Origin of the sequence: Brevibacterium senegalense, assembly GCF_000285835.1 — a bacterium.
GTDB classification, from domain to species: domain Bacteria; phylum Actinomycetota; class Actinomycetes; order Actinomycetales; family Brevibacteriaceae; genus Brevibacterium; species Brevibacterium senegalense.
In genome coordinates, this window is the sequence record NZ_HE978601.1 from 65291 (window position 1) to 88678 (window position 23388).

Consider the following 23388-nt stretch of genomic DNA (forward strand, 5'->3'; position numbering starts at 1 on the left):
GTGGCGACTCCGTGCCTCCGCAGGAGTTCGGGGGTCACCGCTCGAGGTCGGGGCCCGTCACCGCAGGTGGTCCGGGCCGAACGCGTCCGGCAGCACCTGCGACAGCGGCTGGATCCCGCCGGGCATGTCCAGCAGCAGGTCCGGTCCACCGAACTCGAAGAGCAGCTGCCGGCAGCGCCCGCACGGGACCAGTTTCCCACCGGCGCCGTCGACGCACGTGAACGCGACGAGCCTGCCGCCGCCGGTGCGTGCCAACTCGGAGACCAGCCCACACTCCGCGCACAGGCCCAGTCCGTACGACGCGTTCTCCACATTGCAGCCGGTCACCGTCCGCCCGTCGTCCACGAGCGCCGCCACCCCCACCGGGTACGTGGAGTACGGCGCGTATGCGTGCCGCATCGCCTCCGCGGCGAGATCGCGCAGATCCTGCCACGTCACCGTGTGGCCGGGCACGGCAGGACCATCGCCGAGGCCGTGGTCGCCGCTCACGTGAGCGTCCACCTCACTGCTTGGCATAGGCCTTGCCGTTCGCGGCGGGCGCCCGCACCGTGCCGACGAATCCGGCCACGGCGAAGATCGTCACGATGTACGGGAGCATGAGCAGCAGGTCGCTGGGCACCGGCGTGCCCATGGTCGACAGCGTGTTGCCCAGGTTCCGGGCGAACCCGAACAGCAGGGCGGCGAAGACCGCGCCCACGGGGTTCCACTTGCCCAGGATCATCGCCGCCAGCGCGATGAAGCCCTGTCCCGCGGACATCTCCTTGCCGAACGCCAGTCCGGATCCCACCGTGAAGAAGGCGCCGCCCAGGCCCGCGATGCCACCGGCGATGAGCGTGTTGATGACGCGGTTGCGGTTGACGGGGATGCCCACCGTGTCCGCGGCCTTGGGGTGCTCACCGATCGCGCGGGTGCGCAGGCCCCACTTCGAGTGGAAGAGCGCCACGTAGAGCACCGCCACGACGATGTACATGAGGTAGACGAGGATCGACTGCCGGAACAGGACCGGTCCCAGCACCGGGATGTCCCCCAGCAGCGGGATGGGCAGGACGGGCAGCTGCTGCCGCGCGTTCCACATCTCCGGGTTCTGCGTCAGGACGGTCGAGAACATGAAGTTCGTGAAGCCCACGACCAGCACGTTGAGGACCACGCCGATGATGATCTGGTCGACCCAGTACCGGATCGCGAAGAACGTGAGGATGACCGCGACGACCGCACCCGCGATGGGTGCCGCCACCAGTCCCGCGTACGGGTTCTTGAGCGCGGACGCGACGACCGCGGCCAGGAACGCGCCGGCCAGCAGCTGCCCCTCGATCGCGATGTTGATGATGCCGGACCGCTCGCCCACCAGACCGCACATCGCGCCGAAGATGAGGGGCACGGACAGTGCGAGTGCGCCCGCCAGCAGGGGCGTGATGGGGATGCGCCCCGTGTCCGCGCCCGCCCACGTGAGGAAGGCCGCCAGGAACAGGACGCCGAAGACGACGGGGAACCAGATCCCCGGGCTCTCCCGCTTCGTCGCGAGCCACGTCGCGATCGCCGCCATCGCGACCAGCACGATGCCGGCCGCGATCACAGTGGGCTGCGAGGCGACGGTGAGCGGCGGGATGCTGAAGAGGTCCGTGCCCGCGGCGAAGGAGAACGTGGTGCTCTTGCCGGACGAGCCGCCCAGGAGGCCCATGAAGACGAGCGTCAGCAGCGCGAGCACGCCGTAGACGATGGGGTACTTCCAGTCGATCGGCGAGCGCAGGGCCGCGCCGTCCAGCCTGGTGCCTGGTGCTGGGGTCTGCGTCGAGGTGCTCATCGGGCTCCCTTCCCAACCGGTGCGGGCAGTCTGAAGATCGCGCGGACCAGGGGCGGCGCCGCGATGAGGAGGACGATGACGGACTGGACGACGAGGATGATGTCGATGGGTGTGCCCGTCTGCGCCTGCATCGTGTAGCCGCCGGCCTTGAAGGCTCCGAACAGCAGGCCGGCCAGGAACGTGCCCACGGGCCGGGAGCGGCCCAGCAGGGCCACGGTGATCGCGTCGAAGCCCAGGGAGCCGCCGATCCCCATCGTGAGGCGCTGCTCCGTGCCCAGGACCTGCGCGGCACCCGCGAGACCCGCGAGCGCACCGGCGATCATCATGACGATGAGCGTCACGCGACCCACGGAGATGCCCGCGGTCCGTGCGGCGTGCGGGTTCTCCCCCACCGCGCGGAACTCGAAGCCCAGGGTCGACCGCTCCAGCAGCCACCACACGAAGATCGTCGCGAGCACGGCGAGGAGGAACCCGGCGTTGAGGCGGAACGGATCCGGCAGCAGCGGGAACAGCGAGGCGGCGTCATCGACGTTCCGCGACTGCGGGTTGCCGGAATCCGTCTGCCGGAACCACGCCTGCTTGAGCAGGTAAGCGATGAGGTAGCCGGCGATCGAGTTGAGCATGATCGTGACGATCACCTCGTTCGCACCGGTGCGCGCCTTGAGGTAACCGGCGATGCCGCCCCAGATCGCACCGCCCACGATGCCCGCCAGCACGGCGATGATCATGTGGACCCCCGCCGGCAGGGTGAGGAAGTAGCCGAAGAATCCGGCGAAGATCGCGCCCAGGATGACCTGACCCTGACCACCGATGTTGAAGAGGCCGGAGCGGAAGCCCAGGGCGATGCCCAGACCCGCGAGGATCAGCGGGGTGGAGGCGACCAGTGATTCCGTGAGCGGACGGATCGCCCGCTGCACCGACTGCGCCTGCCAGTCGAAGACCGCACCGCGGAACAGCGCCAGGTAGGCCTCCGACACCGTCTGCCAGATGGCGACGAAGAAGTCCGCCGGCCGGGAGAAGAAGTACGACAGGGTGGCCTGCACGTCCGGGTCCGCGGCCGCGATGAGCACCGCTCCGGCCAGCAGGCCCACCGCGATGGACAGGACCGAGACCAGCCACGAGCCGGACATGATGTCGCGCAGGAGCGTGGGCCGGGGGGCTTGCGGCGTCCCCGACCCGATCCCCTCTCCGCTCGCGGCGACGGGTGCCGCGGGGACGGTCTGCCCCGTGGGGCTCGTCTCTGTCATGCCGGGTCCTCCTCTGCGGCTGAGATCTCCGTGGCGGCGGAGCCGTCCTCGACGCGGGCCAGTGCCTCGTCCTGAGGCACACCCGCCATCATGAGGCCCAGCACGTCGCGCGGCGTGTCCGCGGGCACGATGCCCACGACACGACCGCGGTACATGACGGCGATGCGGTCGGCCAGGTTGAGCGCCTCATCCAGCTCCGTTGACACGATGACGCACGGTGTGCCGGAGTCGCGCTCCGCGATGATCCGCTTGTGCACGAACTCGATCGAGCCCACGTCCAGTCCGCGCGTGGGCTGGCTGGCGACCAGCAGCCGCAGCGGGCGCCCCAGCTCGCGGGACAGCACCACCTTCTGCTGGTTGCCTCCGGACAGGGTGGAGATCGGGTCGTCGATCGAGGTGAGGCGGATGTCGTACTCGGCCACCCTCTTGCCCGCTTCCTCACGGATGACCGCGGGCTGCAGCTGGAGTCCCTTCGCGTAGGGCTCCTGGTCGTAGAGGTCCAGGATCATGTTCTCCTGGATCGTGAAGGACGCGATGACGCCGTCGGTCGACCGGTCCTCCGGCACGAATCCGATGCCCCGGAGCAGGCGCTGCTTGACCGTCAGGCCGGCCAGGTCCGTACCGTCGAGGCTGATCGAACCGGCGCGCGGCTCCACGAGGCCGATGATCGCTTCCGCGAGCTCGGACTGGCCGTTGCCGTCGACACCGGCGATCGCCAGGATCTCGCCGCGGCGCACCTCCAGGTTCACATCGTCGACGACGACCTGCTCGACGCGGTCGACGACGGTGAGGTCTTTGATGAGGAGGGTCGCGTCGCCCGGGTCGGCCGGCTTCTTGTCCGTCGTGAGGTGGACATCGCGGCCCACCATGAGGCCCGCCAGCTCCGATTCGCTGGACTCCGGTGAGGCCTCACCCACGACCTTGCCGCGGCGGATGACGGTGATGCCGTCCGCGATCGCACGGACCTCGCGCAGCTTGTGCGTGATGAAGACGATCGAGGTGCCCTCGGACTTGAGCTGGCGCATGATCTCGATGAGCTCGTCCGTCTCCTGGGGGGTGAGCACGGCGGTGGGCTCGTCCAGGATGAGGATCTTCGCGTCGCGGGACAGCGCCTTGATGATCTCGACGCGCTGCTGCGCGCCCACCGGGAGGTCCTCGATGACCGCGTCCGGGTCGATGTGGAAGCCGAAGCGCGCGGAGATGTCGCGCACCTTCTGCCGGGCCTGGCCCAAGTCCAGGAGCGAGCCGCCCTTCGTGGGCTCGTACCCCAGTGCCACCGATTCCGCGACCGTGAAGACGGGCACCAGCATGAAGTGCTGGTGGACCATGCCGATTCCGGCTGCGACCGCGTCGCCGGGACCGCTGAACGTGGTGGGCCGGTCGTCGATGAGGATCTCGCCCTCGTCCGGCGCGTACAGGCCGTACAGGGTGTTCATGAGCGTCGACTTGCCCGCGCCGTTCTCGCCCAGCAGGGCGTGGATCTCTCCCGGCTCGACGACCAGGTCGATCGAGTCGTTGGCGGTGAAGGTGCCGAAGCGCTTGGTGATCCCTCGGAGCTCGAGTTTCACGTGGGGGTTCTCCTCCGTGCGGATGGGACAGCGGCCCGCCCGGTGGGGCAGGTCCGCCGCGTCGAGGGACGCGGACGGGTCCCGGCTCCTGCCGCGCGACCGCGCACTCAGCCTAGACGAAGACTGACGCGCGGAGCGGGAGGTCGCCGGGACCCGTCCGGAGTCCGATCAGACGATCAGGGCGTGCTGGGGCTCTCGACCGTCAGCTCGCCGGAGATGATCTGCTCGCGCAGCTCCTGGATGCGCTCGTCCAGCTCCGCGGGGACGTCGCCCTCGAAGTCGTGGTACGGGGCCAGGCCCACGCCCTCGTTCTCCAGGGTGCCCACGTAGGGCTCTGCGGAGAAGTTGCCGTTCACGTCCTCGGCGATGGTGTCCTCGACCGCGTTGGCGATCTGCTTCATGACGGAGGTGAGCACGATGTCGCCGTAGTCCGTGGACTCGTAGCCGTCGGAGTCGACCCAGATGATCTTCGTGCCCTCGGCCTCCTGCGCGGCCGAGGCCGCACCCAGTCCCACGGGGCCCGCGACCGGCATGATGATGTCCGCGTCCTGCGAGATGAACTGCTCCGTGAGCGCCTGGCCCTGGCTCTGGTTGTCGAAGTCGCCGGAGAACGAGCCCTCCTGGTCGTCCTTGTTCCAGCCCAGCGCCGTGACGTCCTCGTCGTTGTCCTCGTTGTACTGCTCGACGCCGTCGACGAAGCCGTCCATGAAGATCGTGACGGACGGGATCTGGATGCCGCCGAACGTGGCGACCGTGCCCGTCTCCGTCATGCCCGCCGCCAGGTAACCGGCCAGGAACGAGGCCTCTGCGGTGTTGAAGATGATCGGCTTGCCGTTCTCCAGCTCTGCGACGTTGCCGTCCGCATCGGAGAAGGTCGAGTCGACGATGCCGAAGTGCAGGTCCGGGTTGGCCTCCGCCGCCTCGTGCAGGGCGCTCTCCAGCAGGAAGCCCACACCCATCGTGATGTTGCAGCCCTGCGCGACCATGCTGTCGACGTTGGGCGCGAAGTCGGAGTCGCTCTGCGATTCCGCACGCGCCTCCTCGATGCCCAGGTCCTCGACCGCCTGCTCGAGACCGCGCGCGGCGGACTCGTTGAAGGACTTGTCCTCCCAGCCACCGGCGTCGGAGACGATGCAGGCCTTGTAGTCCGCACCCTCAGCCTCGCCGCCGCCGGAGCCCGACTCCTCCGGTGCTTCGCCACATGCACTGAGCGCCAGGACGCTCGCCGCCACCAGCGCAGTCGCCGATGCGAGATTCTTCCGCTTCACTTGCCTACTCTCTTTCCAGGAGTCCCGCGACGCCCGCCGCATCCGTCATGCCCTCCCGCGCACGCGTGCGCGCGCCCGAGTCGACACCACCGCCGGCGATTCCGTCTTGTCGCGGACCATCTTCACAGGTTCATCGCACATTCATCTCACGAACTCCAAGAGAATACGAATTGAAACACAATCGTTGTGTTCTACACTCGCACCCATGCTTCCTGAACACCTCACCGCCCACCTCTCGTCCGTGCAGACGCGCACGCCCACCGTCAGCCCCCGCGCCAAGATCGCAGAGCTGATCCACGCGTCCCAGGTGCAGATGATGGCGGCCCGCACCGCGGCCGCCCAGTTCGCCCACACCCACGGGCTCAACCTCATCGACTTCAACGTGGTGCAGTCGGTCGTCTCGCTGGGCGAGGACGACGAGACGGCGACACCCGGCTACATCGCCCGCCAGCTGTCGCTGTCCGCCTCGACCCTCACCTCGATCCTCGAGCGCCTGGTGCGCTCCGGCTACCTGGTCCGCGAGCGCGATTCCGCGGACCGCCGCCGCATCTCGATCTACCACACGGACAAGTCCGCTCAGCTGATCGCGGACTTCTACGTCCACCTCTCCGGCCAGGTCGAGGCCCAGTTCGGCACCGCCGACGACGCGTCCCTCACCGCCCACATCTCGCTCGTGCAGTCCCTCACGGACGCCGCGGACCGGACGGTCGCGGACTTCGAGAAGTCCGGCGAGAACCTGCGCAGCGCCACTCAGGGTCGCGCCGCACTCACCCAGCAGGCCAACGCGGCCGTCTGAGTCGCCTGTGCCGCCCCGCGGCACCCGGGCGCCGGTCGCCGCATCCGCGTTGACCGGCGCCCTCTCCGTCTCCGGCACCACTCATCCCCTGCGCCGTCGCGCCGATGCCTCCGCACACGGCACGACATCCCATCGTCTCCGCGCACGCTGTCGATGTCACACCGCCTGGCCCGGTCCTCAACCGTCCCGTCGGATTACACTTGCGAAGCGACCCGGTTCTCCTGCCGTGACCCCGTCTCGGGTTCGGCCGGCGCGAATCCGTCCACCAGACTCGACCGCCCGCCGTCGGCATCGCACTGCGGTGCCGCACCGACCGAATCGATCCCCATGAATCCACGCAGCCGTCCGGACGCACCGTCCGCCTCCGCTGCCGGTACTCCCGAGGCCGCCTCCGGTCCCGTGCTCAGTCGCACCGGACGCGGGGCCGCCCACGCGAAGTCGATCCTGCTGGGCGAGCACGCCGTCGTCTACGGCGCTCCCGCGATCGCGATCCCGATCCACGAGCTGGAGACGCTCGCGACCGTCACCCCGTCCTCGGGCCCGGGGATGCTCGACAGCGACCTGTTCACCGGACCTCTGGACACCGCTCCCGAACGCCTGCGCCCGGTGCTGACCGCGCTGCTGGCGGCGAACGCACGGATCCGCGGACTGGAGCCGGACGACCGTGCCACCCCGATCGACCCGCGTCTGATCCCCTCCCTCAACCTGCGGATCCGCAGCACGATCCCGCACGAGCGCGGGCTGGGCTCCAGCGCGGCGGTCGCGGCGGCCATCGCGCGCGCGGTCCACGACGCGGCGGAGCGCACGCTGGACCCGGACGCTCTGTTCTCGCTCGTCCAGACCTCGGAGCGCGCCGCGCACGGCAACCCCAGCGGCATCGACGCGCGGACCGTCACCTCCCCCGTCCCCATCCGCTTCGACCGCGGCGACGCACAGCCGATCGCGCTGGGCGCACCCCTGCTCCTGACCGTCGCGGACTCCGGTTCGTCCGGCTCCACGACCCAGGCCGTGGGCGGGGTCAGCCGCCGGCGCGAACAGGCGCCGCAGGAGACCGACGCCCTGCTGAACCGCCTGGCGCAGATCGCGGAGGGTGCGATCGCGGATCTGGAGTCCGGCGCCGTCGAGGCCGTGGGCTCCCGCATGCGGGAGGCGCACGATATCCTGCATCGGGTGGGTGTGAGCTCCGATCAGCTCGACGCGATCGTCGATGCGGCCCACCGCGCCGGTTCGCCCGGCGCCAAACTGACCGGCGGCGGTCTGGGCGGCTGCGTCATCGCGGTCGCCCGGGACACCGCCCACGCCGACGCCCTGGGCGACGCCATGCGCCGCGCGGGGGCCCAGCACACCTGGACCGTGGAGGTTCCCTCAGCATGACCACCGCCGCAGCGCGCGCGTTCCCCAACATCGCCCTCGTGAAGTACTGGGGCAAGAGGGACGAGGACCTGATCCTCCCCGTCGCGGGCAGCCTATCCCTCACCCTCGACGCGTTCGCCACGACGACGACCGTGACACTGACGGATGAGGGTCAGGACTCCTTCCGCCTGGGCGGGGACGAGGTCGCAGGCGAGGCCGCGCACCGGGTCACACGGTTCCTGGACCACGTGCGGGACCTGGCCGGGGCCTCGGCGCATGCGGTCGTCGACTCGACGAACGAGGCGCCCACGGGGGCCGGCCTCGCCTCCTCCGCGGCCGGGTTCGCGGCTCTGGCGCTGGCGGCCTCGCGCGCCTACGGCCTGAAGCTGGATGCCCCGTCGCTCAGCCGGCTGGCCCGGCGCGGGTCCGGCTCCGCCGCCCGCAGCATCATCCCCGGCATCGCCCAGTGGCACGCCGGTCACGACGACGCGTCCTCATTCGCGGAAGCCGTCGACGCGCCGGACATGCGGATGGTCATCGTGACCGTGTCGACCGCGCAGAAGGCCGTCTCCAGCCGGGAGGCGATGCGCCGGACCGCCGCGACGTCCCCGTACTACCCCGCGTGGATCTCCTCGACGGAGGAGTCGCTCGCGCAGATGGTCGACGCCTGCGCGGCCAGCGACTTCACTCGGATCGGTGAGATCACGGAGTCGCACGCGCTGCGCATGCACGCGCTCATCCAGTCGTGCGAGCCGCCCATCCGCTATCTGGCGCCGCAGTCGATTGCGATCTTCGACGCCGTGCAGGCGCTGCGCGGCGAGGGTCTCGAGGCGTACGCGACGGCGGACGCCGGCCCCAACATCGCCGTCATCGTCCGCCCCGAGCAGGCGGAGGACCTGCGCGACGCACTCGCCGAGTTCGGTCCCGCCCGCCTCGTGGGCCCCGGTGCGGGCGCAGCCCTGCTGACGGACGCCGAGGCCGCCCGGGCCGGACTGTCGGAGGCTCCCGCGTGATCGAGACGCGCGCACCCGGCAAGCTCTACATCACCGGCGAGTACGCCGTCGTGGAGCCCGGCGGAGCCGCCGTGCTGGCGGCGGTCGACCGGTACATCACGGTGCGCCTGAGCGAGGGGTCCTCCGTGGGCCGCGTCCGGTCGAGCGCGTACGGACAGACGCCGCTCGAGTGGGTCCGCGACACCGCCAGCGACCAGATCGTGCTGGAGCACCAGCCGTACGACTACGTCTTCGCCGCGATCACCGCGGTCGAGGAGCTGCGGTCCGCGCGCGGGCTGGCCCCGCGCTACTTCGACCTCGACATCGGGTCGGAGCTCAACGATGCGAGCGGCCGGAAGTTCGGCCTCGGCTCGTCCGCCGCCGTGACGGTCGCGGTCATCGAGGCGCTCGACCGGTTCTACGACCTGGGCCTCACGACGACGGAGCGGTTCAAGCTGGCGCTGCTCGCGACGATCGAGGTCGCGCCCAACGCGTCCGGCGGTGATCTGGCGGCCAGCACCTTCGGCGGCTGGGTCCTCTACTGCTCCCCCGATCGAGCACGGCTGCGCGCTCATCGCGCGCAGCACGGCGTTGTCGCGACGATGGACGACTCCGCCCAGTGGGCCGGCAGCGGTGTCTCGCACGTGCCCCACCCGGACGACCTGCTGCTCCTGGTGGGCTGGACCGGGTCGCCCGCGTCCACGGAGCGCCTCGTCGAGCAGGTGCGCGCGACCGGCGAGAGCCGCACCCCGGACCAGCGCCGCGCGCTGGTCCCCTACAGCACATTCGCCGCGGACAGCCGGGCGTGCGTGGACGAGCTCGTGGCGGCGTTCGCCCGCGGGGGCGCGGACGCACTGCCCGTCATCACCCGGGCGCGCGGTCACCTCCAGCGCCTCAGTGCCTCCTCCGGCGTCCTCATCGAGACCGACCAGCTGCGCACGCTGTGCGACGTCGCGGAGGAGCACGGAGCGGCGGGCAAGCCCTCCGGTGCCGGCGGCGGCGACTGCGGCATCGTGCTGGCCCGCAGGGACCGTCCGACGGATCCCATCCTGCACGGCTGGCAGGAGGCGGGCATCCTCCCGCTGGACCTCCGCGTGCATCCGGTCGCGGGAGACGCCGATGACTTCTGAGCGCCCCGTCGACGCCGCGGGTCCCACGACGCCCGACCCCGCGACACCGGACCCCTCGCGCGCGGCACGCAAGGACGAGCACCTCGACCTGGCGCTGACCCAGCACGGCGATCTGCGCAGGCAGAACGAGTTCGACGACCTCGACCTCGTCCACCACGCGCTGGACGGGATCGACGCGGACCTCGTCGACCTGCGGGTGCGGGTGCCGTTCGCCGCCGGTCCTCAGCACGCGGCGGGGCACTGGGACTGGGAGACGCCGTTCTACGTCAATGGCATGACCGGGGGGACGGAGCGCACGGCGCGCGTCAACCGGCAGCTGGCGATCGCGGCGCGGGAGACCGGCATGCCCATGGCTTGCGGGTCCGTGTCCGTCGCGCTGGACGAGCCTGCGACGGCACCGGGCTTCACGGTGATCCGCGAGGAGAATCCGGACGGCTTCGTCCTGGCGAACCTGGGTGTGGGCAGGCCCGCGGACGATGCACCGCGCGCCGTCGAACTGCTGGGCGCGGACGCGCTGCAGGTCCACGTGAATGCGGTGCAGGAGACGGCGATGCCGGAGGGATCGCGCGACTTCTCGTCCTGGCTCGCCTCCGTCGAGGAGCTCGTCGAGGCCTCCCCCGTCCCCGTCCTCGTCAAGGAGGTGGGGTTCGGCCTCAGCCGCCGCACCCTCACCCGCCTGCACGAGATGGGCGTCGCGCTGGCAGACGTGAGCGGCCGCGGCGGCACGGATTTCCTGCAGATCGAGAACGCCCGCACCGCGGACGGCGGTTACGGCATGCTGGCCGGGTTCGGGCAGTCGGCACTCGCATGCCTGCTGGACGCGCCCGCCAAGCGGCCCGCGCTGCTGGCCTCCGGCGGAGTCCGCAACCCCTACGACGTCGTCAAGGCTCTGGCCGCCGGCGCCCACGCGGTGGGCGTGGCCGGGTCGTTCGTGTCCGTGCTGGGCGCGGACAGTTCCGCTGATCTGCCCACGGGCACCGCCGCCGAGGCCGCCCGCACCGATGCGGGCGCGGCTCGCCTCATCGAGCTGGTCGGGACGTGGAAGGCCCGCTACCGCGGGATCGCTGCTCTCCTGGGTGCGCAGACTCGCGACGATCTGCGCACGACGGACCTCATCGTCCGCGGCCGCCTTCGAGATTTCTGCGAGTCCCGCGGCGTCGACCTGGCCGCCCTCGCCCGCCGCTCCGAGTCCCGCCCGTCGTGACCGTTGCGTCCCCGCGGGGACGCATCTGGCAGCGCGGTGCTGATGCCCCGCTCCGGGGGCAGCCCTGAGACTCGCAGCTGCGTCCGTGGCGCCCACCGGTGCGACGGGCCGTCCGGGCAGGGCACGACCCCGATGGGGTACCGTGGCCGATGGTCATATCGGGCAGCCACGGCAGGGAATCCTATGAGAAGCGTCAGGTCATTGCTAGGTCGCGGTGCGAAGAGGACCGTCACGATCACCGTCGTGATGGGTGCTCTCCTGCTCGCCGGATGCATGACCGCCGACGACTCACTCTCAACAGCCCCGGCCGGCGACACCGCGATCCTCGCCGAGCACGGCCTTGACGGCCTCGACGTGCGTGAGCTGGTCGAGACGCTCGATGCGATGCCGTTGTCCAAGCGCACAGAGACGGTGACCACGTCGATCACCGCACAGACGCTTACGCTCACCGATCAGCACGGGCGCACGGCCGAGGTGCCGATGCCCAGCGACGAGATCTACGTCTCCGCAGCCCCGTACCAGTCGCAGACCCACGACTGCTACTACCACAGCCCCACCGGATGCCTGGGCGAGCTGCGCAACGCAGACGTGGCCATCACGGTGACGGACACGGCAACCGGTGAGGTGATCGTCGACGAGGACACGAGGACCCTGGACAACGGCTTCGTCGGGATCTGGCTGCCCCGCGGCACCGAGACGTCGATCTCGATCACCCACGACGGTCGGACCGCCACGTCGGCACTCTCGACCGTCGGTGACGATGCGCAGACATGCCTGACCGCGATGCGCCTGGTCTGACACGGGGTTCAGGGGCGGATCGCGGTCCAGCCGCTGCCGTCATTCGAGGGTGTCGGAGAGCTCCAGCCAACGCTCCTCGAGCTCCGCAAGCTCCGCCTCGTGCCCCTGCTGCTCCTGGGTGAGCGCGGCCAGCCCCTCGAAATCGCTCTGGTCGTGGTCGGCCATCCGCGCGTGGACCTTCTCGATCGAGGACTGCAGCTTCCCCATTCGCCGCTCGACGGCGGACAGTTCCTTCTGCGCGGCCCGGCGCTCCGCACCGGTCGGACCACCCGCCGAGGCCGTGGGGCCTCCCGCACCCGAGGTGCCGGATCCTGCGGAGCCCGCCGCGTCCTCGGCGGCGGCGTTCCTGCTCCCAGCGGGACCGGCAGCCGCACGCGCGGCGTCATCCGTGTCCTGCTGTGCCGACAGGCGCAGGTACTCGTCGATGCCGCCGGGCAGGTGCCGCAGGCCGGCGTTCCGGACGGCGAACTGGTCATCGGTGACGCGCTCCATGAAGTAGCGGTCGTGGGAGATGACGAGGAGGGTGCCGGCCCACGTGTCGAGGAGGTCCTCCATCGCGGCGAGCATGTCCGTATCCATGTCGTTCGTGGGCTCGTCGAGGATGAGGACGTTGGGCTCGTCGAGGAGGGTGAGGAGGAACTGGAGGCGCCGGCGCTGACCGCCGGACAGGTCCTGGACGCGGTTCGCCAGCACGTCGCCCAGGCCCAGCTTCTCCGCGAGCTGTCCGGGCGTGAGGTCTCCCCCGGCGGTGCGGTACTCCGTCTTCTTCCGACCCAGCAGCTCGCGGACGAACTCGCCCATGACGGGCTCCAAGTCGCGCAGCTGCTGGTCGAGCACCGCGACGACGACGGTCTTGCCCCGCTTGACGCGGCCGCGGGTGGGCTCGACATCGCCGGTCAGCAGTCCCGCGAGCGTCGACTTGCCCGCGCCGTTGCGGCCCAGGATGCCCACGCGGTCGCCCGGGCCCAGGATCCAGTCGACGTCGTCGAGGACGGTCGTGCCCGGGTAGTCGACGCCCACGCCGGTGAGCTCGAAGACGTCCTTGCCCAGGCGCGTGGTGGCCATGCCCACGAGCTCGGTCGTGTTGCGGACCGGCGGGACGTCTGCGATGAGTGCGTTCGCCGCGTCGATGCGGAACTTGGGCTTCGAGGTGCGCGCCGGTGCGCCGCGGCGCAGCCACGCGAGCTCCTTGCGCATGAGGTTCTGCCGCTTCGCCTCCGCCTGGTCCGCCAGCCGGCGGCGCTCGACGCGCTGGAGAACGTAGGCCGCGTAGCCGCCCTCGTACTGGTCGACGGTGCCGTCGTGGACCTCCCACGTCTGCGTCGTCACCTCATCGAGGAACCACCGGTCGTGGGTGACGACGAGGAACGCGCCCTGCCCGGCGGGCCACCGGTTCTTCAGGTGGCGGGCGAGCCACGCGATGCCCTCGACGTCCAGGTGGTTCGTGGGCTCATCGAGGAAGAGGACGTCGTGGTCGCCGGCCAGCAGCGCGGCAAGCGCGACGCGGCGGCGCTGTCCACCGGACAGCCCGTCGACGGTCTGGTCAAGATCGAGGTCGCCCAGGAGGCCGGACATGACATCGCGGATGCGCGGGACGGCGGCCCACTCGTGGTCCGCGGCATCGCCGACGACGGCGGCGCGGATCGTGGAGCCGGGCGCGAAGTCATCCGTCTGGTGCAGATAGCCGGTCGTCACGTCACGGCGGCGAGTCACGCGGCCGGAGTCCGGTTCGCGGATGCCCGCGAGGATCGTCAGCAGCGTCGACTTGCCGTCGCCGTTGCGGCCCACGATCCCGATCCGGTCACCCGCGTCGATCCCGATCGTCACCCCGTCGAGGATGGTGCGGTTGGGGTAGCTGAGGCTGATCGTCTCTGCGCCGAGCAGGTGCACAGGGGTCCTTCCGGGAATGGGCGTGAGGGCGTCCCCCAGCCTACTCGCCGGGACGGACGTGGCGCGCGTCACCTAGTGTGGTGACATGCACCCGGACCACGCCGCACCGGACACCGGCACCCTGGATCTCACCGCCTACGATGCCCTGAGCTTCGACTGCTATGGCACCCTCATCGACTGGGAGGCGGGGATCGCCGCCGTCATCGGACCGTGGGCCCGCCGCCATGATCCCTCGCTCACGGATGAGGACGTCCTCGTCGCGTACGCGGCGAACGAGGCGGCCGTCCTGCGCGAGTACCCCTCGCTCCCCTACCCGGATGCCCTCCGCGAGGCGTTCCGCCGCACCGGGACGGTGCTGGGACACCCCGTCACCGAGGCCGAGGCGGCTGACCTGGGCGGTTCCGTCCCGGCGTGGCCAGCCTTCGAGGACTCCGTGGAGGCGCTGGCGATCCTCAAGCGGCACTACCGGCTCATCATCCTGTCGAACGTGGACCGCGCCGGATTCGCTGCCTCGAACCGGCGGTTGCAGATCGAGTTCGACGACATCCTCACCGCGGAGGACATCGGCTCGTACAAGCCGAATCCCGCGAACTTCCGGGCACTGGCTCAGCTGGCCGAGCAGCGCGGTCACACCGGACGTCTGTTGCACGTCGCCCAGTCCCTCTTCCACGACCACGTGCCTGCGCGCGACGCCGGTCTGCCGGGAGTCTGGATCAACCGTCGGCACGACCGACCCGGCTGGGGCGCGACCCCGGATCCCGGGACCTCCGTCACGCCGGACGCGGAGTACCCGAGCCTGCTCGCCTTCGCGCACGCGGTGCAGGGGGCGTTCGAGTGAGGCAGGAGTCGCGCCGCCGGGCCCTGCACCCCTGTTGGCGCAGCCGCCTCTTCACCTTCCTGGTCGTCGCGCTCCCGAGCATTGCTCAGGAACGCGTCGCGGCGAAGGCCGCAGCAGTCAGCATCACGGCCATGACGACCGCCATCGCGGAGTAGCTGCCGAGCACGCCGGCGAGCGCGGGTCCGGAGACGGGGGCCAAGGCACCGACAGCGGTCATCGGCGCGGTGAAGACTCCGTTGATCGTCCCGAAGTCCTGCGTGCCCCACCGGTCCGACACCGCCGTGGCCTGCAGCAGCGTGTGGCAACCGCGGACTGCGCCCAGCACGACGGCGATGGCGATGAGGACGGCGGCGGGACCCGGGACGTACGCCAGCAGCCAGATCCCGATCGCACCAAGGCCGAAGAGGAGTGCAGTGCGGGTGTGCACGGCGGTGAGGGAGACCAGCCTCGAGTAGCCGATGCGGCCGATCACCTGTCCGGCACCGATGAGACCCAGCGAGACGGCGGCGACGCTGTACGAGATCCCTCGTTCGAGGAGGACGGGGATGATGTTGATCGTGACCGCGAAGAGAGTGAAGGTCGCCAGCGCCATGGTGATCTGCAGGATGACGAAGCGCGGACTGCGGGTGATGGAGCGGACCTGGGACTTCGATCTGCGGACGGAGCGCTCCACTGCGTCCGACCACGACCGGTTGAGGAAGAAGGCGTGCAGCGGCACGGTCACGACTGCGAGGATGCCGGCCATGATGAGGTAGCCGGTCCGCCACCCCACCTGATCGATGAGGGAGGCGACGATGGGAGCGAAGATCGTGGAGGCCAACCCCGCGACGAGGGTCAGCGTCGTCAGGGGGACGACCCGTCGCGCGCCGTACCAGCGGGTGATGACCGCGAACGCAGGAGGATAGAGGACTGCGGATTGGGCGAACCCGGCCACCAGCCAGGCGGCGTAGAACATCGGCAGGTTCGGGGACCACGCGACGAGCACCAGGGAGAGCACCCCGACCACTGCTCCCAGGGTCATGACCGTGCGCGGACCTTGCGTGTCCAGGATCCTGCCGACTCTCACTCCGGCGACCGCGGAGACGAGCAGCCCCACGGACAGAGCGGCTGTGATCGCGGTGTGGCTCCACCCCGTGTCCTGGGAGATGGGCGCCACCGCGACGGGCAGTGAGTAGTACAGCAGTCCCCAGCTGGTGGTCTCGGCGATGCAGAGCGCGACGAGACCACCACGGGGCCGGTCGGTCATGGACGAGTCCACGTCGAGCCCTGGAGGACCCGGGCGTCCAGGGGTGGAGTCTGGGTGGTCATGGCCATGACCGCCAGTCTCAGCAGCACGAGGTGGGCGCAGGTGCGCCGACTGTCACCAGCTGGGGCTCCACCGGCGCGTCACACGATCCGCCCAGGTCGGTGCTGCACACACCGGTCTCCGGCAGGTCGAGATGCACCTCGTCCGCGGCGGCACGGTCGCCGGCCAGTGCTGCGGCGATGGAGCGGACCTGCTCATAGCCGGTGGCCATGAGGAACGTGGGCGCCCGACCGTAGCTCTTCATCCCCACGATGTAGAAGCCCGCATCAGGGTGGGACAGGACGCTTTCGCCGTGAGGCTCGACGCTGCCGCAGGAATGGAACTCCGGGTCGATGAGCGGTCCCAGCCGACGGGGAGCCTCAACGGCAGGATCGAGTTCGAGGCGCAACTCGGTCAGCATCGACAGGTCGGGTCGGAAGCCGGTGGCGGGCACCAACAGGTCGACGGTCAACTCTTCGGACCCGGTGGTCCCGTTTGCGAGGACTCGCAGGCGGCCCCCGGCTGCTTCGAAGCCTGTGATCGTGAACGATGTGTGGACATCGACGACTTCGGATTCAACGAGTGCCCGCAGGCGGGACCCCAGCGCTCCGCGTGCGGCGAGCTCGTCGCGATCCTCTCCACCGTAGACACGTGAGACGTCTGCGGAGCGGACCGCCCAGCTGATCCGGGTCTGCGGAACCTCCCGCGCCAGATCCGCCAGATCGAGCAGGGTGTTCGCCGCGGAATGTCCGGCACCGACCACGAGGATGTGACGGCCGGCGAATCGCTCGCGATCAGCACCGGTGACGGCCGGCAGCGGCTGCGTGATGAGGCCGCTCGCCGCGGCCTCGGTCTCTCCGGGGGCCGGCAGACCTGACCGGCCCAGCGGGTTGTGCTGTGCCCAGGTGCCGGACGCGTCGATGACGCTGCGGGCCGGCAGGTCGTCGAATGACCCGTCCGTCCGGGCGACGCGAACGAGGAAGGGAGTGGTAGCGCGGTTATGACCCCGTGTCTTGTCCATGTCCTGGCGGGAGACCGCGACGACCCGGACGCCGGTGCGGACGACGTCGCCCAGTGCGGCCGCCAGCGGAGCCAGATATTCATCGACGAGTTCGTGGCCGGTGGGCAGCTCCTCGAGGTCCGGCTCCTGCCACCCGGTGGCCTCCAGCAGGCGCCTGGCTGCTGCGTCGATGTTGTAGCGCCACGGCGAGAACAGCCGCGTGTGACCCCACTCGCGGATCGCTGCCGCGACAGTGTCTCCGGCTTCGAGGACCAGGGCGGTGAGTCCCCATTCACGGACATGGGCCGCGGCGGCCAGCCCGACGGGGCCGGCGCCGATGATGACGACGGGCAGGTCCTGGTGGTCACGAGTGATGTCACGCATGGAGGGACTCCTGGAGTAGGGGGGTGTGGCCGGCGGTCTGATGGCGATGAGGTCGTCGCCTCAGTTCGAGGGAGCCGGGATCAGTTCGGAGATGAGCTGCTGGATGCGGGCTTTGATGTCGTCGCGGACCTCGCGGACGTCGTCGATGCCCTTGCCGGCCGGGTCGGCCAGTTCCCAATCCTCGTAGCGCTTGCCGGGGAAGATCGGGCAGGCGTCTCCGCAGCCCATGGTGATCACGACATCGGAGGCCCTCACGGCCTCGGTGGTCAGCACCTTCGGGGACATTGCGGTGATGTCGATGTCCTCCTCTGCCATCGCTTCGACAGCGACCGGATTGATCTGGTCGGCGGGTTCGGAGCCGGCCGAGCGGACCTCGATCCGGTCCCCGGCCAGTGCGGTGAGGAATCCGGCTGCCATCTGGGAGCGGCCGGCGTTGTGGACGCAGACGAACAGGACACTGGGCTTCGGTGAAGAGGCCATGGGATGTCTTCCGATCAGGTGGTGGTCAGCGGGTGCGGAGTTCGTCGTGCAGGGCCCGGACGCGGGCGTCGATGTCGTCACGCACGAGGCGCATCCGCTCGAGTCCGTCGATCCCGCGCTCGGAGGGCTCGTCGGTCGCCCACGTCTCGATCGTGGCCGTCATTCCCTCGACCGCCTCGACGTGTGCCTCCTGTCCGAGCACGATGACCCGGTTGGCCCGGCGCAGCAGCTCCGGATCGATCGGCTTGGGTCGTTCCCCCGCCACCTCGGCGACCGACTCGGCGAGCACCTGGACCGACTGCTGGTTGAGCGAGTCGCCGGGGTGGGTCCCGGCCGAATGCACCTCGACCGCGCCGCCGGCGCGGTGGCGCAGGAGAGCAGCGGCCATCTGTGACTTGCCCCCGTTCTTGACGCAGACGAACAAGACGCTGGGCTTGCCGGTCATGAGTGGTCTCCTGGGACGGATCGGTTCGGGACGGTCGGGTCGTTGCGGAAGAGCCTGGGGCCCAGCCAGAGCGCGAGGTAGACGAGGCCGACGAGGACGGGGACTTCGATCAACGGGCCGACGACGCCCGCCAGTGCTTGGCCGGACGTGATGCCGAAGGTGCCGATCGCCACCGCGATGGCCAGCTCGAAGTTGTTGCCCGACGCGGTGAAGGCCACGCTGGTCGACTTCGCGTAGTTCAGTCCCACCGCCTTCGAGGCGAACAGGCTGAGGGCGAACATGAGCACGAAGTACAGGAGCAGCGGCACGGCCATCCGCGCCACGTCCAGCGGTTGCGATGTGATCGCTTCCCCCTGCATCGCGAACAGCAGGACGATGGTGAACAGCAGTCCGTAGAGCGCCCACGGACCGATCCTCGGCAGGAACGTCTCCTCATACCAGTGCCGACCCTTGGTCTTCTCCCCCAGCACGCGGGTGAGGAAGCCGGCCACGAGGGGAATCCCGAGGAAGACCAGCACGGAGGCCACAATCGCCCACACGGAGAACTGCGCAGAGGTGGTCTCCAGCCCCAGCCACGACGGCAGCACCTGCAGGTAGAACCACCCCAGCGCCCCGAAGGCCACGACCTGGAAGACGGAATTGATCGCGACGAGCACCGCAGCCGCTTCCCGGTCACCGCAGGCCAGGTCGTTCCAGATGAAGACCATCGCGATGCAGCGGGCGAGCCCCACGATGATGAGGCCGGTGCGGAACTCCGGCAGATCAGGCAGGAAGACCCAGGCGAGCGCGAACATGAAGGCCGGGCCGACGATCCAGTTGAGGAACAGCGACAGGGTCAACAGCTTCCGGTCCCCGGTCACCCGGTCCATCTCGTCGTAGCGCACCTTCGCCAGCACCGGATACATCATGACCAGCAGTCCGAGGGCGATCGGCACCGAGATCCCGCCGATCTTCACCGCATCCAATGCCGTGTCGAGTCCGGGCACGAACCGCCCCAGCAGCAGGCCGACGGCCATGGCCGCCAGGATCCAGACCGGCAGCCACCGGTCCAGGAAGGACATCTCCTTCGCCACCGGCGTGGCCCTCTGCGCGGCCGTCGTCGCACTGGTGCTCATCGCTGCGCAGCTCCTCGTATCGATGAATGTCTATGCGACAGGCTAGACGCACACATCGATGACCGTCAATGTATGCTGGCGTGATGAGCACATCAGTGGACAGCCCAGTGCAGAGCGGAGAATCGCACCTCGGAGCAGCGGCAGAATGCTGCGCGATGAACGCGACGCCGTTGGGGATCGCGGACGCCGACCGCATGGCGACGAAGCTCAAGGCCCTGTCCGACCCCACACGGCTGCGCGTCCTCTCGCACGTCGTGGCCCAGGGGTGCGACTCAGTCTGCGCCTGCGACCTGATCGACGTCCTCGACATCAGCCAACCCACGATCAGCCACCATCTCAAGAAGCTCGTCGACGCAGGCCTCCTGACCCGCGAACAGCGCGGGAGATGGGCCCACTACACCGTGGTGCGCGAGACGTTCGCAGAGCTCAGCCGGTTCCTGTCGCTGGACTGACTCAGGCGCCGCCGTCGACAGTGAGCTGCGCCCCAGTCGTGTAGGAAGCCAGCGGCGAGGACAGGTACAGCACCGCGCCCACGATCTCGTCCGGCTCACCGCCGCGCTGCGCGGCGAACGTCCGGGCGCGCTCCTGGAAGTCGTCCTGATCCCAGTGCTTCGACACGTCCGTGAGGAACGTGCCGGGGACGACCGCGTTGACGCGGACGGACGGGCCGTACGCCTGGGCCAGCGCTGTCGTCGCCGCGTTCAGACCCGCCTTCGCCGCCGCATAGGGCAGGGTCTCCGGCCGGGGGCTCTGCGAGGCGATCGAGGAGATATTCACGATCGCCCCTCCCCCGGCGTCCACCATCCTCTCCCCCAGCAGCGCGGACAGGCGGAACGGCCCCTTGAGGTTGAGGCCGATGACCTTGTCGAACAGCGTCTCGCTGATGTCCGTCAGCGAGTCGTACAGCGGGGATGAGCCGGCGTTGTTGACCAACACGTCCACTCCGCCCCGGTCGTCCCACACCGTCTGGGCGAACGCGGTGCACTGGTCCCAGTCCGTCACCTGGAGAGCGTACGGACTCACCCGTCCGCCCGTCTCCTCCGTGATCCGCGCGGCCGCGGCCTCGCACGCGTCCAGCTTCCGGGAGGCGATGACGACATGCGCTCCCAGGGAGGAGAAGGCGCGCGCCATCTCGTATCCCAGACCCCGCGACCCGCCCGTGATGACCACGGTCCGGTCGGTGAAGTCGAATGCCCATTCCTGCGTCATCCCATGACCTCCATCGCCTGGTCGAACAGTGACAGGGTGCGCGCGTGCAGCCGCTCGCCCACCGACTCCGGTGCCAGCCCGGCGGACGCGCGGGCCTGCGACCCCTCGAGGATCGAGCCGAACCGGAAGCAGGCGAGCACGTGGTAGAAGTCGACGTCCGTGACGTCCCAGCGGCTCACCTCCGCGTAGGCCTCGACCGTCTCCGCCTTGTCCGGCGCACCGGGAAGCTGATGCCCGTGCCCGGACGCCAGCAGATGGCCCAGGTCCAGCAGCGGATCCCCCAATGTGCTGAGCTCCCAGTCGACGAGGGCCGCCACCTCCGGCGCATCGTGCCGGAACAGGACGTTGCCCGCGTGGCAGTCCCCGTGGAGGATCCCGCTGTGCTGCCGGGCGGGCATCCGCTCCTCCAGCCAGGCGGGGATCTGCGTGACTCCCGGATGGTCGAGCCCCTCCCACGTCTCGAACTCCCGGTAGCTCTCCAGCTGACCGACCCACCGACCCGGCTGGCGCTCCAGCCAGCCGTCCGGACGGCCGAAGCCGGTCAGCCCCGCCGCCTCGTGGTCGACATTGCCCAGCTGCGCGACTGACCGCGCATGCGACAGACCCATCGCGTGCTGCCAGGACTCATCGCTCTGCACGTGCGGCGGGACCTCCGCGACCCCGTTGAACCCGTCGACCGCGCGCATGATGAAGAACGCATTGCCCAGGACGTCGAGGTCCTCGCAGACCGCGATGAACTCCGGGTGCGGGACCGGGCTGCCCGCGAGTGCGGCGAGCACCCGGGCCTCGCGCAGCATGATCGTGTCCGAGTTCTTCCGCTTGTTGACCGGCGGCCCGCGGTAGATGAGACGCTCGCCGTTCCAGGTGAAGCCCAGCAGCACGTTCTGGGTGCCGCCGGTGAGGAAGTCCGGCTCCACGATCTCGCCCGGCCCCAGCTGTCCGCGCAGCCATTCCTGGAGCGTGGGGAGGGCCAAGCCCGCCTGCCGTGCGTGCTCCGCGGCCGAGGCCGAATCGGAGTCCGCACCGGGTGTCCGGTCGGGGTTCGCGTCCGCGACCATCAGGAGGCCGCTTCGAGGAGGGCGGCGAACTTCTTCTTCGCCGCCTCCGTGCGGGAGGGGATGTGCTCGGTGGGCACTGCGGCGGGCTCGTAGTCGCGCAGCACCCGCCGGGAGACCGTCACCTTGTGGACCTCGTCCGGCCCGTCGTAGATCCGCGCGGCACGGGCGTTGCGGTACATCTCCTCCAGTGGCAGGTCCCCGGTGAGACCCAGCGAACCGTGCACCTGCATCGCCCGGTCGATGACGTTGTAGAGCACCTGCGCACCCCAGAACTTGATGATCGCGATGTCCGTGAGAGCGGCCTTCGTGCCACCCTGGTCCATCTTCCACGCCGCCTGCAGTGTGAGCAGGCGCGCGGCCTCCAGCTCCGCCTTCGAGGTCGCGACCATGTCCTGGATCATCTGCTTGTCCTTGAGCAGGCCGCCGGAGACCTCGCGGGACACGACGCGCTCGCACAGCATGTCGAACGCCCGCTGCCCCTGCCCCAGCCAGCGCATCGCGTGGTGGATGCGTCCGGGTCCCAGACGCTTCTGGGCGAGCATGAACCCGTCGCCCTCCTCGCCGACCAGGTGGGAGGCCGGCACGCGGACGTTCTCGTACCGGATCTCCGCATGCCCTTTGTCACCCGCGGCGGCGGTGTGGCCCATGACGGGGATGTCGCGCAGGACGTTGACGCCCGGGGTGTCGCGATCGACGAGGATCATCGATGCGCGGCGATGGGGCTCCGCATCCGGGTCCGTCACGACCATGACGATGAAGAAGTCCGCGTGCGAGCCGTTGGACGAGAACCACTTGTGGCCGTTGATGACGTACTCGTCACCCTCGCGCACCGCACGCGTCGTCAGCTTCGTGGGGTCTGCGCCCGCACCGGGCTCGGTCATCGAGAAGCACGAGCGGATATCACCGGCCAGCAGCGGCTTCATCCACCGCTGCTTCTGGAAGTCGTCGCCGCCGATCGCCAGCAGCTCCGCATTGCCGGAGTCCGGCGCGTTGTTGCCGAAGATGGACGGGGCCAGCGCGGAACGACCCAGGATCTCGTGCATGAGGCCCAGCTTGAGCTGACCGAAGCCGCCCCCGCCCAGCTCCGGCTCCAGGTGCGCGGCCCACAGCCCCTGGTCCCTGACCTGCTGCTTGAGACCGGCCGTGTGCTGGGCGTAGGCCTCCGGCGAGAGGCCCGCGACCTCCAGCGGCAGGATCTCATCGCGGACGAAGGCCCGCATCCACTCCAGCTTCGCCTCGAACTCCGGGTCGGTCGAGAAATTCCAGCTCATTGGGGTCTCCTCCTCGAGACTCGCACGCACCGGCGGCATCGCCCGTGCGCCTTCGCACCGCCGGGACAGCAGCGGCCGCGCATCCGCGCCATAATGTGACATCAGTCTCAATTCTGCGCGAGGGGGCGGAAACAGTCAAGATTCCCCGGTTTCGGATTCGGTGCGCACGGCACCGGGAACGACCCGAAAGGAACAGACGGGCCTGCAACGGATCGAGGCAGCACCAGGACGAACCCGGCCTCGATGACCCAGAGCC

At 69.8% G+C, this 23388-nt stretch carries 22 protein-coding genes; 8 read left to right on the forward strand and 14 right to left on the reverse strand.

The window, feature by feature from the left end:
• Window positions 1–57 precede the first annotated feature (57 nt).
• The 5 genes from HGBR_RS03430 to HGBR_RS03450 form a co-directional block, all read right to left on the reverse strand.
• Window positions 58–489, reverse strand: coding sequence for a cytidine deaminase (locus tag HGBR_RS03430; RefSeq protein WP_019157926.1), 432 nt, complete (start codon window positions 487–489; stop codon window positions 58–60).
• Between the two features lie 13 nt (window positions 490–502).
• A complete protein-coding gene (locus HGBR_RS03435; protein WP_019157927.1) occupies window positions 503–1801 on the reverse strand; it encodes an ABC transporter permease in 1299 nt (432 codons plus the stop codon).
• Complete coding sequence (locus tag HGBR_RS03440) at window positions 1798–3048, reverse strand: ABC transporter permease (RefSeq protein ID WP_019157928.1); 1251 nt, start codon at window positions 3046–3048, stop codon at window positions 1798–1800. The genes HGBR_RS03435 and HGBR_RS03440 overlap by 4 nt, the downstream gene beginning before the upstream one ends.
• Entirely contained in the window at window positions 3045–4616 is a 1572-nt protein-coding gene (locus HGBR_RS03445) for an ABC transporter ATP-binding protein (protein ID WP_019157929.1), read from the reverse strand. The genes HGBR_RS03440 and HGBR_RS03445 overlap by 4 nt, the downstream gene beginning before the upstream one ends.
• A 176-nt stretch (window positions 4617–4792) precedes the next feature.
• A complete protein-coding gene (locus HGBR_RS03450) occupies window positions 4793–5884 on the reverse strand; it encodes a BMP family lipoprotein (RefSeq protein WP_019157930.1) in 1092 nt (363 codons plus the stop codon).
• A 205-nt stretch (window positions 5885–6089) separates the two neighbouring features.
• Between HGBR_RS03450 and HGBR_RS03455 the strand changes: the two genes are divergently transcribed.
• The 6 genes from HGBR_RS03455 to HGBR_RS03485 all read left to right on the forward strand — a co-directional run bounded on the left by HGBR_RS03455 (window position 6090) and on the right by HGBR_RS03485 (window position 12157).
• On the forward strand, window positions 6090–6680 hold the full coding sequence (locus tag HGBR_RS03455) for a MarR family winged helix-turn-helix transcriptional regulator (RefSeq protein ID WP_019157931.1): 591 nt from the start codon (window positions 6090–6092) through the stop codon (window positions 6678–6680).
• A 327-nt stretch (window positions 6681–7007) separates the two neighbouring features.
• The gene (gene mvk / locus HGBR_RS03465; RefSeq protein WP_161601834.1) at window positions 7008–8054 is read left to right on the forward strand and encodes a mevalonate kinase; all 1047 of its coding nucleotides are present in this window, start codon (window positions 7008–7010) and stop codon (window positions 8052–8054) included.
• Window positions 8051–9046: a diphosphomevalonate decarboxylase gene (gene mvaD, locus HGBR_RS16260; RefSeq protein ID WP_019157934.1), complete on the forward strand. Its 996-nt coding sequence runs from the start codon at window positions 8051–8053 to the stop codon at window positions 9044–9046. Before mvk ends, mvaD begins: the two co-directional genes overlap by 4 nt.
• On the forward strand, window positions 9043–10155 hold the full coding sequence (locus tag HGBR_RS03475; protein WP_019157935.1) for a phosphomevalonate kinase: 1113 nt from the start codon (window positions 9043–9045) through the stop codon (window positions 10153–10155). The genes mvaD and HGBR_RS03475 overlap by 4 nt, the downstream gene beginning before the upstream one ends.
• On the forward strand, window positions 10145–11359 hold the full coding sequence (fni, locus tag HGBR_RS03480) for a type 2 isopentenyl-diphosphate Delta-isomerase (RefSeq protein ID WP_019157936.1): 1215 nt from the start codon (window positions 10145–10147) through the stop codon (window positions 11357–11359). The genes HGBR_RS03475 and fni overlap by 11 nt, the downstream gene beginning before the upstream one ends.
• Before the next feature lie 246 nt (window positions 11360–11605).
• Entirely contained in the window at window positions 11606–12157 is a 552-nt protein-coding gene (locus tag HGBR_RS03485; RefSeq protein ID WP_019157937.1) for a CueP family metal-binding protein, read from the forward strand.
• 39 nt (window positions 12158–12196) lie between these two features.
• Here the strand turns inward: HGBR_RS03485 and HGBR_RS03490 are convergent, their stop codons facing one another.
• The gene (locus HGBR_RS03490) at window positions 12197–14047 is read right to left on the reverse strand and encodes an ABC-F family ATP-binding cassette domain-containing protein (RefSeq protein ID WP_019157938.1); all 1851 of its coding nucleotides are present in this window, start codon (window positions 14045–14047) and stop codon (window positions 12197–12199) included.
• 85 nt (window positions 14048–14132) lie between these two features.
• On the opposite strand from HGBR_RS03490, the gene HGBR_RS03495 reads away from it, so the two are divergent.
• Window positions 14133–14885 (forward strand): HAD-IA family hydrolase, encoded by a 753-nt coding sequence (locus tag HGBR_RS03495; protein ID WP_019157939.1) that lies wholly within the window; start codon window positions 14133–14135, stop codon window positions 14883–14885.
• Between the two features lie 85 nt (window positions 14886–14970).
• Here HGBR_RS03495 and HGBR_RS03500 read toward each other — a convergent pair whose 3' ends face one another.
• The 5 genes from HGBR_RS03500 to arsB form a co-directional block, all read right to left on the reverse strand.
• Window positions 14971–16131: an MFS transporter gene (locus tag HGBR_RS03500; protein ID WP_019157940.1), complete on the reverse strand. Its 1161-nt coding sequence runs from the start codon at window positions 16129–16131 to the stop codon at window positions 14971–14973.
• Window positions 16132–16210: 79 nt separating this feature from the next.
• Window positions 16211–17554 (reverse strand): NAD(P)-binding domain-containing protein, encoded by a 1344-nt coding sequence (locus HGBR_RS03505; protein ID WP_019157941.1) that lies wholly within the window; start codon window positions 17552–17554, stop codon window positions 16211–16213.
• 60 nt (window positions 17555–17614) lie between these two features.
• Window positions 17615–18034, reverse strand: coding sequence for an arsenate reductase ArsC (locus HGBR_RS03510; RefSeq protein WP_019157942.1), 420 nt, complete (start codon window positions 18032–18034; stop codon window positions 17615–17617).
• A gap of 25 nt (window positions 18035–18059) precedes the next feature.
• Entirely contained in the window at window positions 18060–18479 is a 420-nt protein-coding gene (locus HGBR_RS03515) for an arsenate-mycothiol transferase ArsC (protein WP_019157943.1), read from the reverse strand.
• The gene (gene arsB, locus HGBR_RS03520; protein ID WP_019157944.1) at window positions 18476–19594 is read right to left on the reverse strand and encodes an ACR3 family arsenite efflux transporter; all 1119 of its coding nucleotides are present in this window, start codon (window positions 19592–19594) and stop codon (window positions 18476–18478) included. Before arsB ends, HGBR_RS03515 begins: the two co-directional genes overlap by 4 nt.
• An 83-nt stretch (window positions 19595–19677) precedes the next feature.
• Here arsB and HGBR_RS03525 point away from each other — a divergent pair, with 83 nt between their 5' ends.
• Window positions 19678–20046, forward strand: a complete 369-nt coding sequence (locus tag HGBR_RS03525; RefSeq protein ID WP_026077302.1) for an ArsR/SmtB family transcription factor — start codon at window positions 19678–19680, stop codon at window positions 20044–20046.
• Between the two features lies 1 nt (window position 20047).
• Here the strand turns inward: HGBR_RS03525 and HGBR_RS03530 are convergent, their stop codons facing one another.
• Genes HGBR_RS03530 through HGBR_RS03540 form a run of 3 tightly spaced genes read right to left on the reverse strand, consistent with a single transcriptional unit; the run spans window position 20048 to window position 23132 of the window.
• Complete coding sequence (locus tag HGBR_RS03530; RefSeq protein ID WP_019157946.1) at window positions 20048–20803, reverse strand: SDR family NAD(P)-dependent oxidoreductase; 756 nt, start codon at window positions 20801–20803, stop codon at window positions 20048–20050.
• Window positions 20800–21861 (reverse strand): phosphotransferase family protein, encoded by a 1062-nt coding sequence (locus tag HGBR_RS03535; protein WP_019157947.1) that lies wholly within the window; start codon window positions 21859–21861, stop codon window positions 20800–20802. The genes HGBR_RS03530 and HGBR_RS03535 overlap by 4 nt, the downstream gene beginning before the upstream one ends.
• Window positions 21861–23132 carry an acyl-CoA dehydrogenase family protein gene (locus tag HGBR_RS03540; RefSeq protein ID WP_019157948.1) on the reverse strand — a complete coding sequence of 424 codons (1272 nt, stop codon included), beginning with the start codon at window positions 23130–23132 and terminating at the stop codon, window positions 21861–21863. The genes HGBR_RS03535 and HGBR_RS03540 overlap by 1 nt, the downstream gene beginning before the upstream one ends.
• Window positions 23133–23388: the final 256 nt, after the last annotated feature.

Excerpts from the sequence above, each read along its gene's own strand:
- HGBR_RS03455 (WP_019157931.1), top strand. The coding sequence starts at position 6,090 with ATGCTTCCTGAACACCTCACCGCCCACCTCTCGTCCGTGCAGACGCGC.
- HGBR_RS03540 (WP_019157948.1), bottom strand. The coding sequence starts at position 23,132 with ATGAGCTGGAATTTCTCGACCGACCCGGAGTTCGAGGCGAAGCTGGAG.
- HGBR_RS03525 (WP_026077302.1), top strand. The coding sequence starts at position 19,678 with ATGAGCACATCAGTGGACAGCCCAGTGCAGAGCGGAGAATCGCACCTC.
- mvaD (WP_019157934.1), top strand. The coding sequence starts at position 8,051 with ATGACCACCGCCGCAGCGCGCGCGTTCCCCAACATCGCCCTCGTGAAG.
- HGBR_RS03440 (WP_019157928.1), bottom strand. The coding sequence starts at position 3,048 with ATGACAGAGACGAGCCCCACGGGGCAGACCGTCCCCGCGGCACCCGTC.
- HGBR_RS03485 (WP_019157937.1), top strand. The coding sequence starts at position 11,606 with ATGGGTGCTCTCCTGCTCGCCGGATGCATGACCGCCGACGACTCACTC.
- HGBR_RS03500 (WP_019157940.1), bottom strand. The coding sequence starts at position 16,131 with ATGACCGACCGGCCCCGTGGTGGTCTCGTCGCGCTCTGCATCGCCGAG.
- arsB (WP_019157944.1), bottom strand. The coding sequence starts at position 19,594 with ATGAGCACCAGTGCGACGACGGCCGCGCAGAGGGCCACGCCGGTGGCG.
- mvk (WP_161601834.1), top strand. The coding sequence starts at position 7,008 with ATGAATCCACGCAGCCGTCCGGACGCACCGTCCGCCTCCGCTGCCGGT.
- HGBR_RS03510 (WP_019157942.1), bottom strand. The coding sequence starts at position 18,034 with ATGGCCTCTTCACCGAAGCCCAGTGTCCTGTTCGTCTGCGTCCACAAC.
- HGBR_RS03435 (WP_019157927.1), bottom strand. The coding sequence starts at position 1,801 with ATGAGCACCTCGACGCAGACCCCAGCACCAGGCACCAGGCTGGACGGC.
- HGBR_RS03535 (WP_019157947.1), bottom strand. The coding sequence starts at position 21,861 with ATGGTCGCGGACGCGAACCCCGACCGGACACCCGGTGCGGACTCCGAT.
- HGBR_RS03495 (WP_019157939.1), top strand. The coding sequence starts at position 14,133 with ATGCACCCGGACCACGCCGCACCGGACACCGGCACCCTGGATCTCACC.
- HGBR_RS03530 (WP_019157946.1), bottom strand. The coding sequence starts at position 20,803 with ATGACGCAGGAATGGGCATTCGACTTCACCGACCGGACCGTGGTCATC.
- HGBR_RS03505 (WP_019157941.1), bottom strand. The coding sequence starts at position 17,554 with ATGCGTGACATCACTCGTGACCACCAGGACCTGCCCGTCGTCATCATC.
- HGBR_RS03515 (WP_019157943.1), bottom strand. The coding sequence starts at position 18,479 with ATGACCGGCAAGCCCAGCGTCTTGTTCGTCTGCGTCAAGAACGGGGGC.
- fni (WP_019157936.1), top strand. The coding sequence starts at position 10,145 with ATGACTTCTGAGCGCCCCGTCGACGCCGCGGGTCCCACGACGCCCGAC.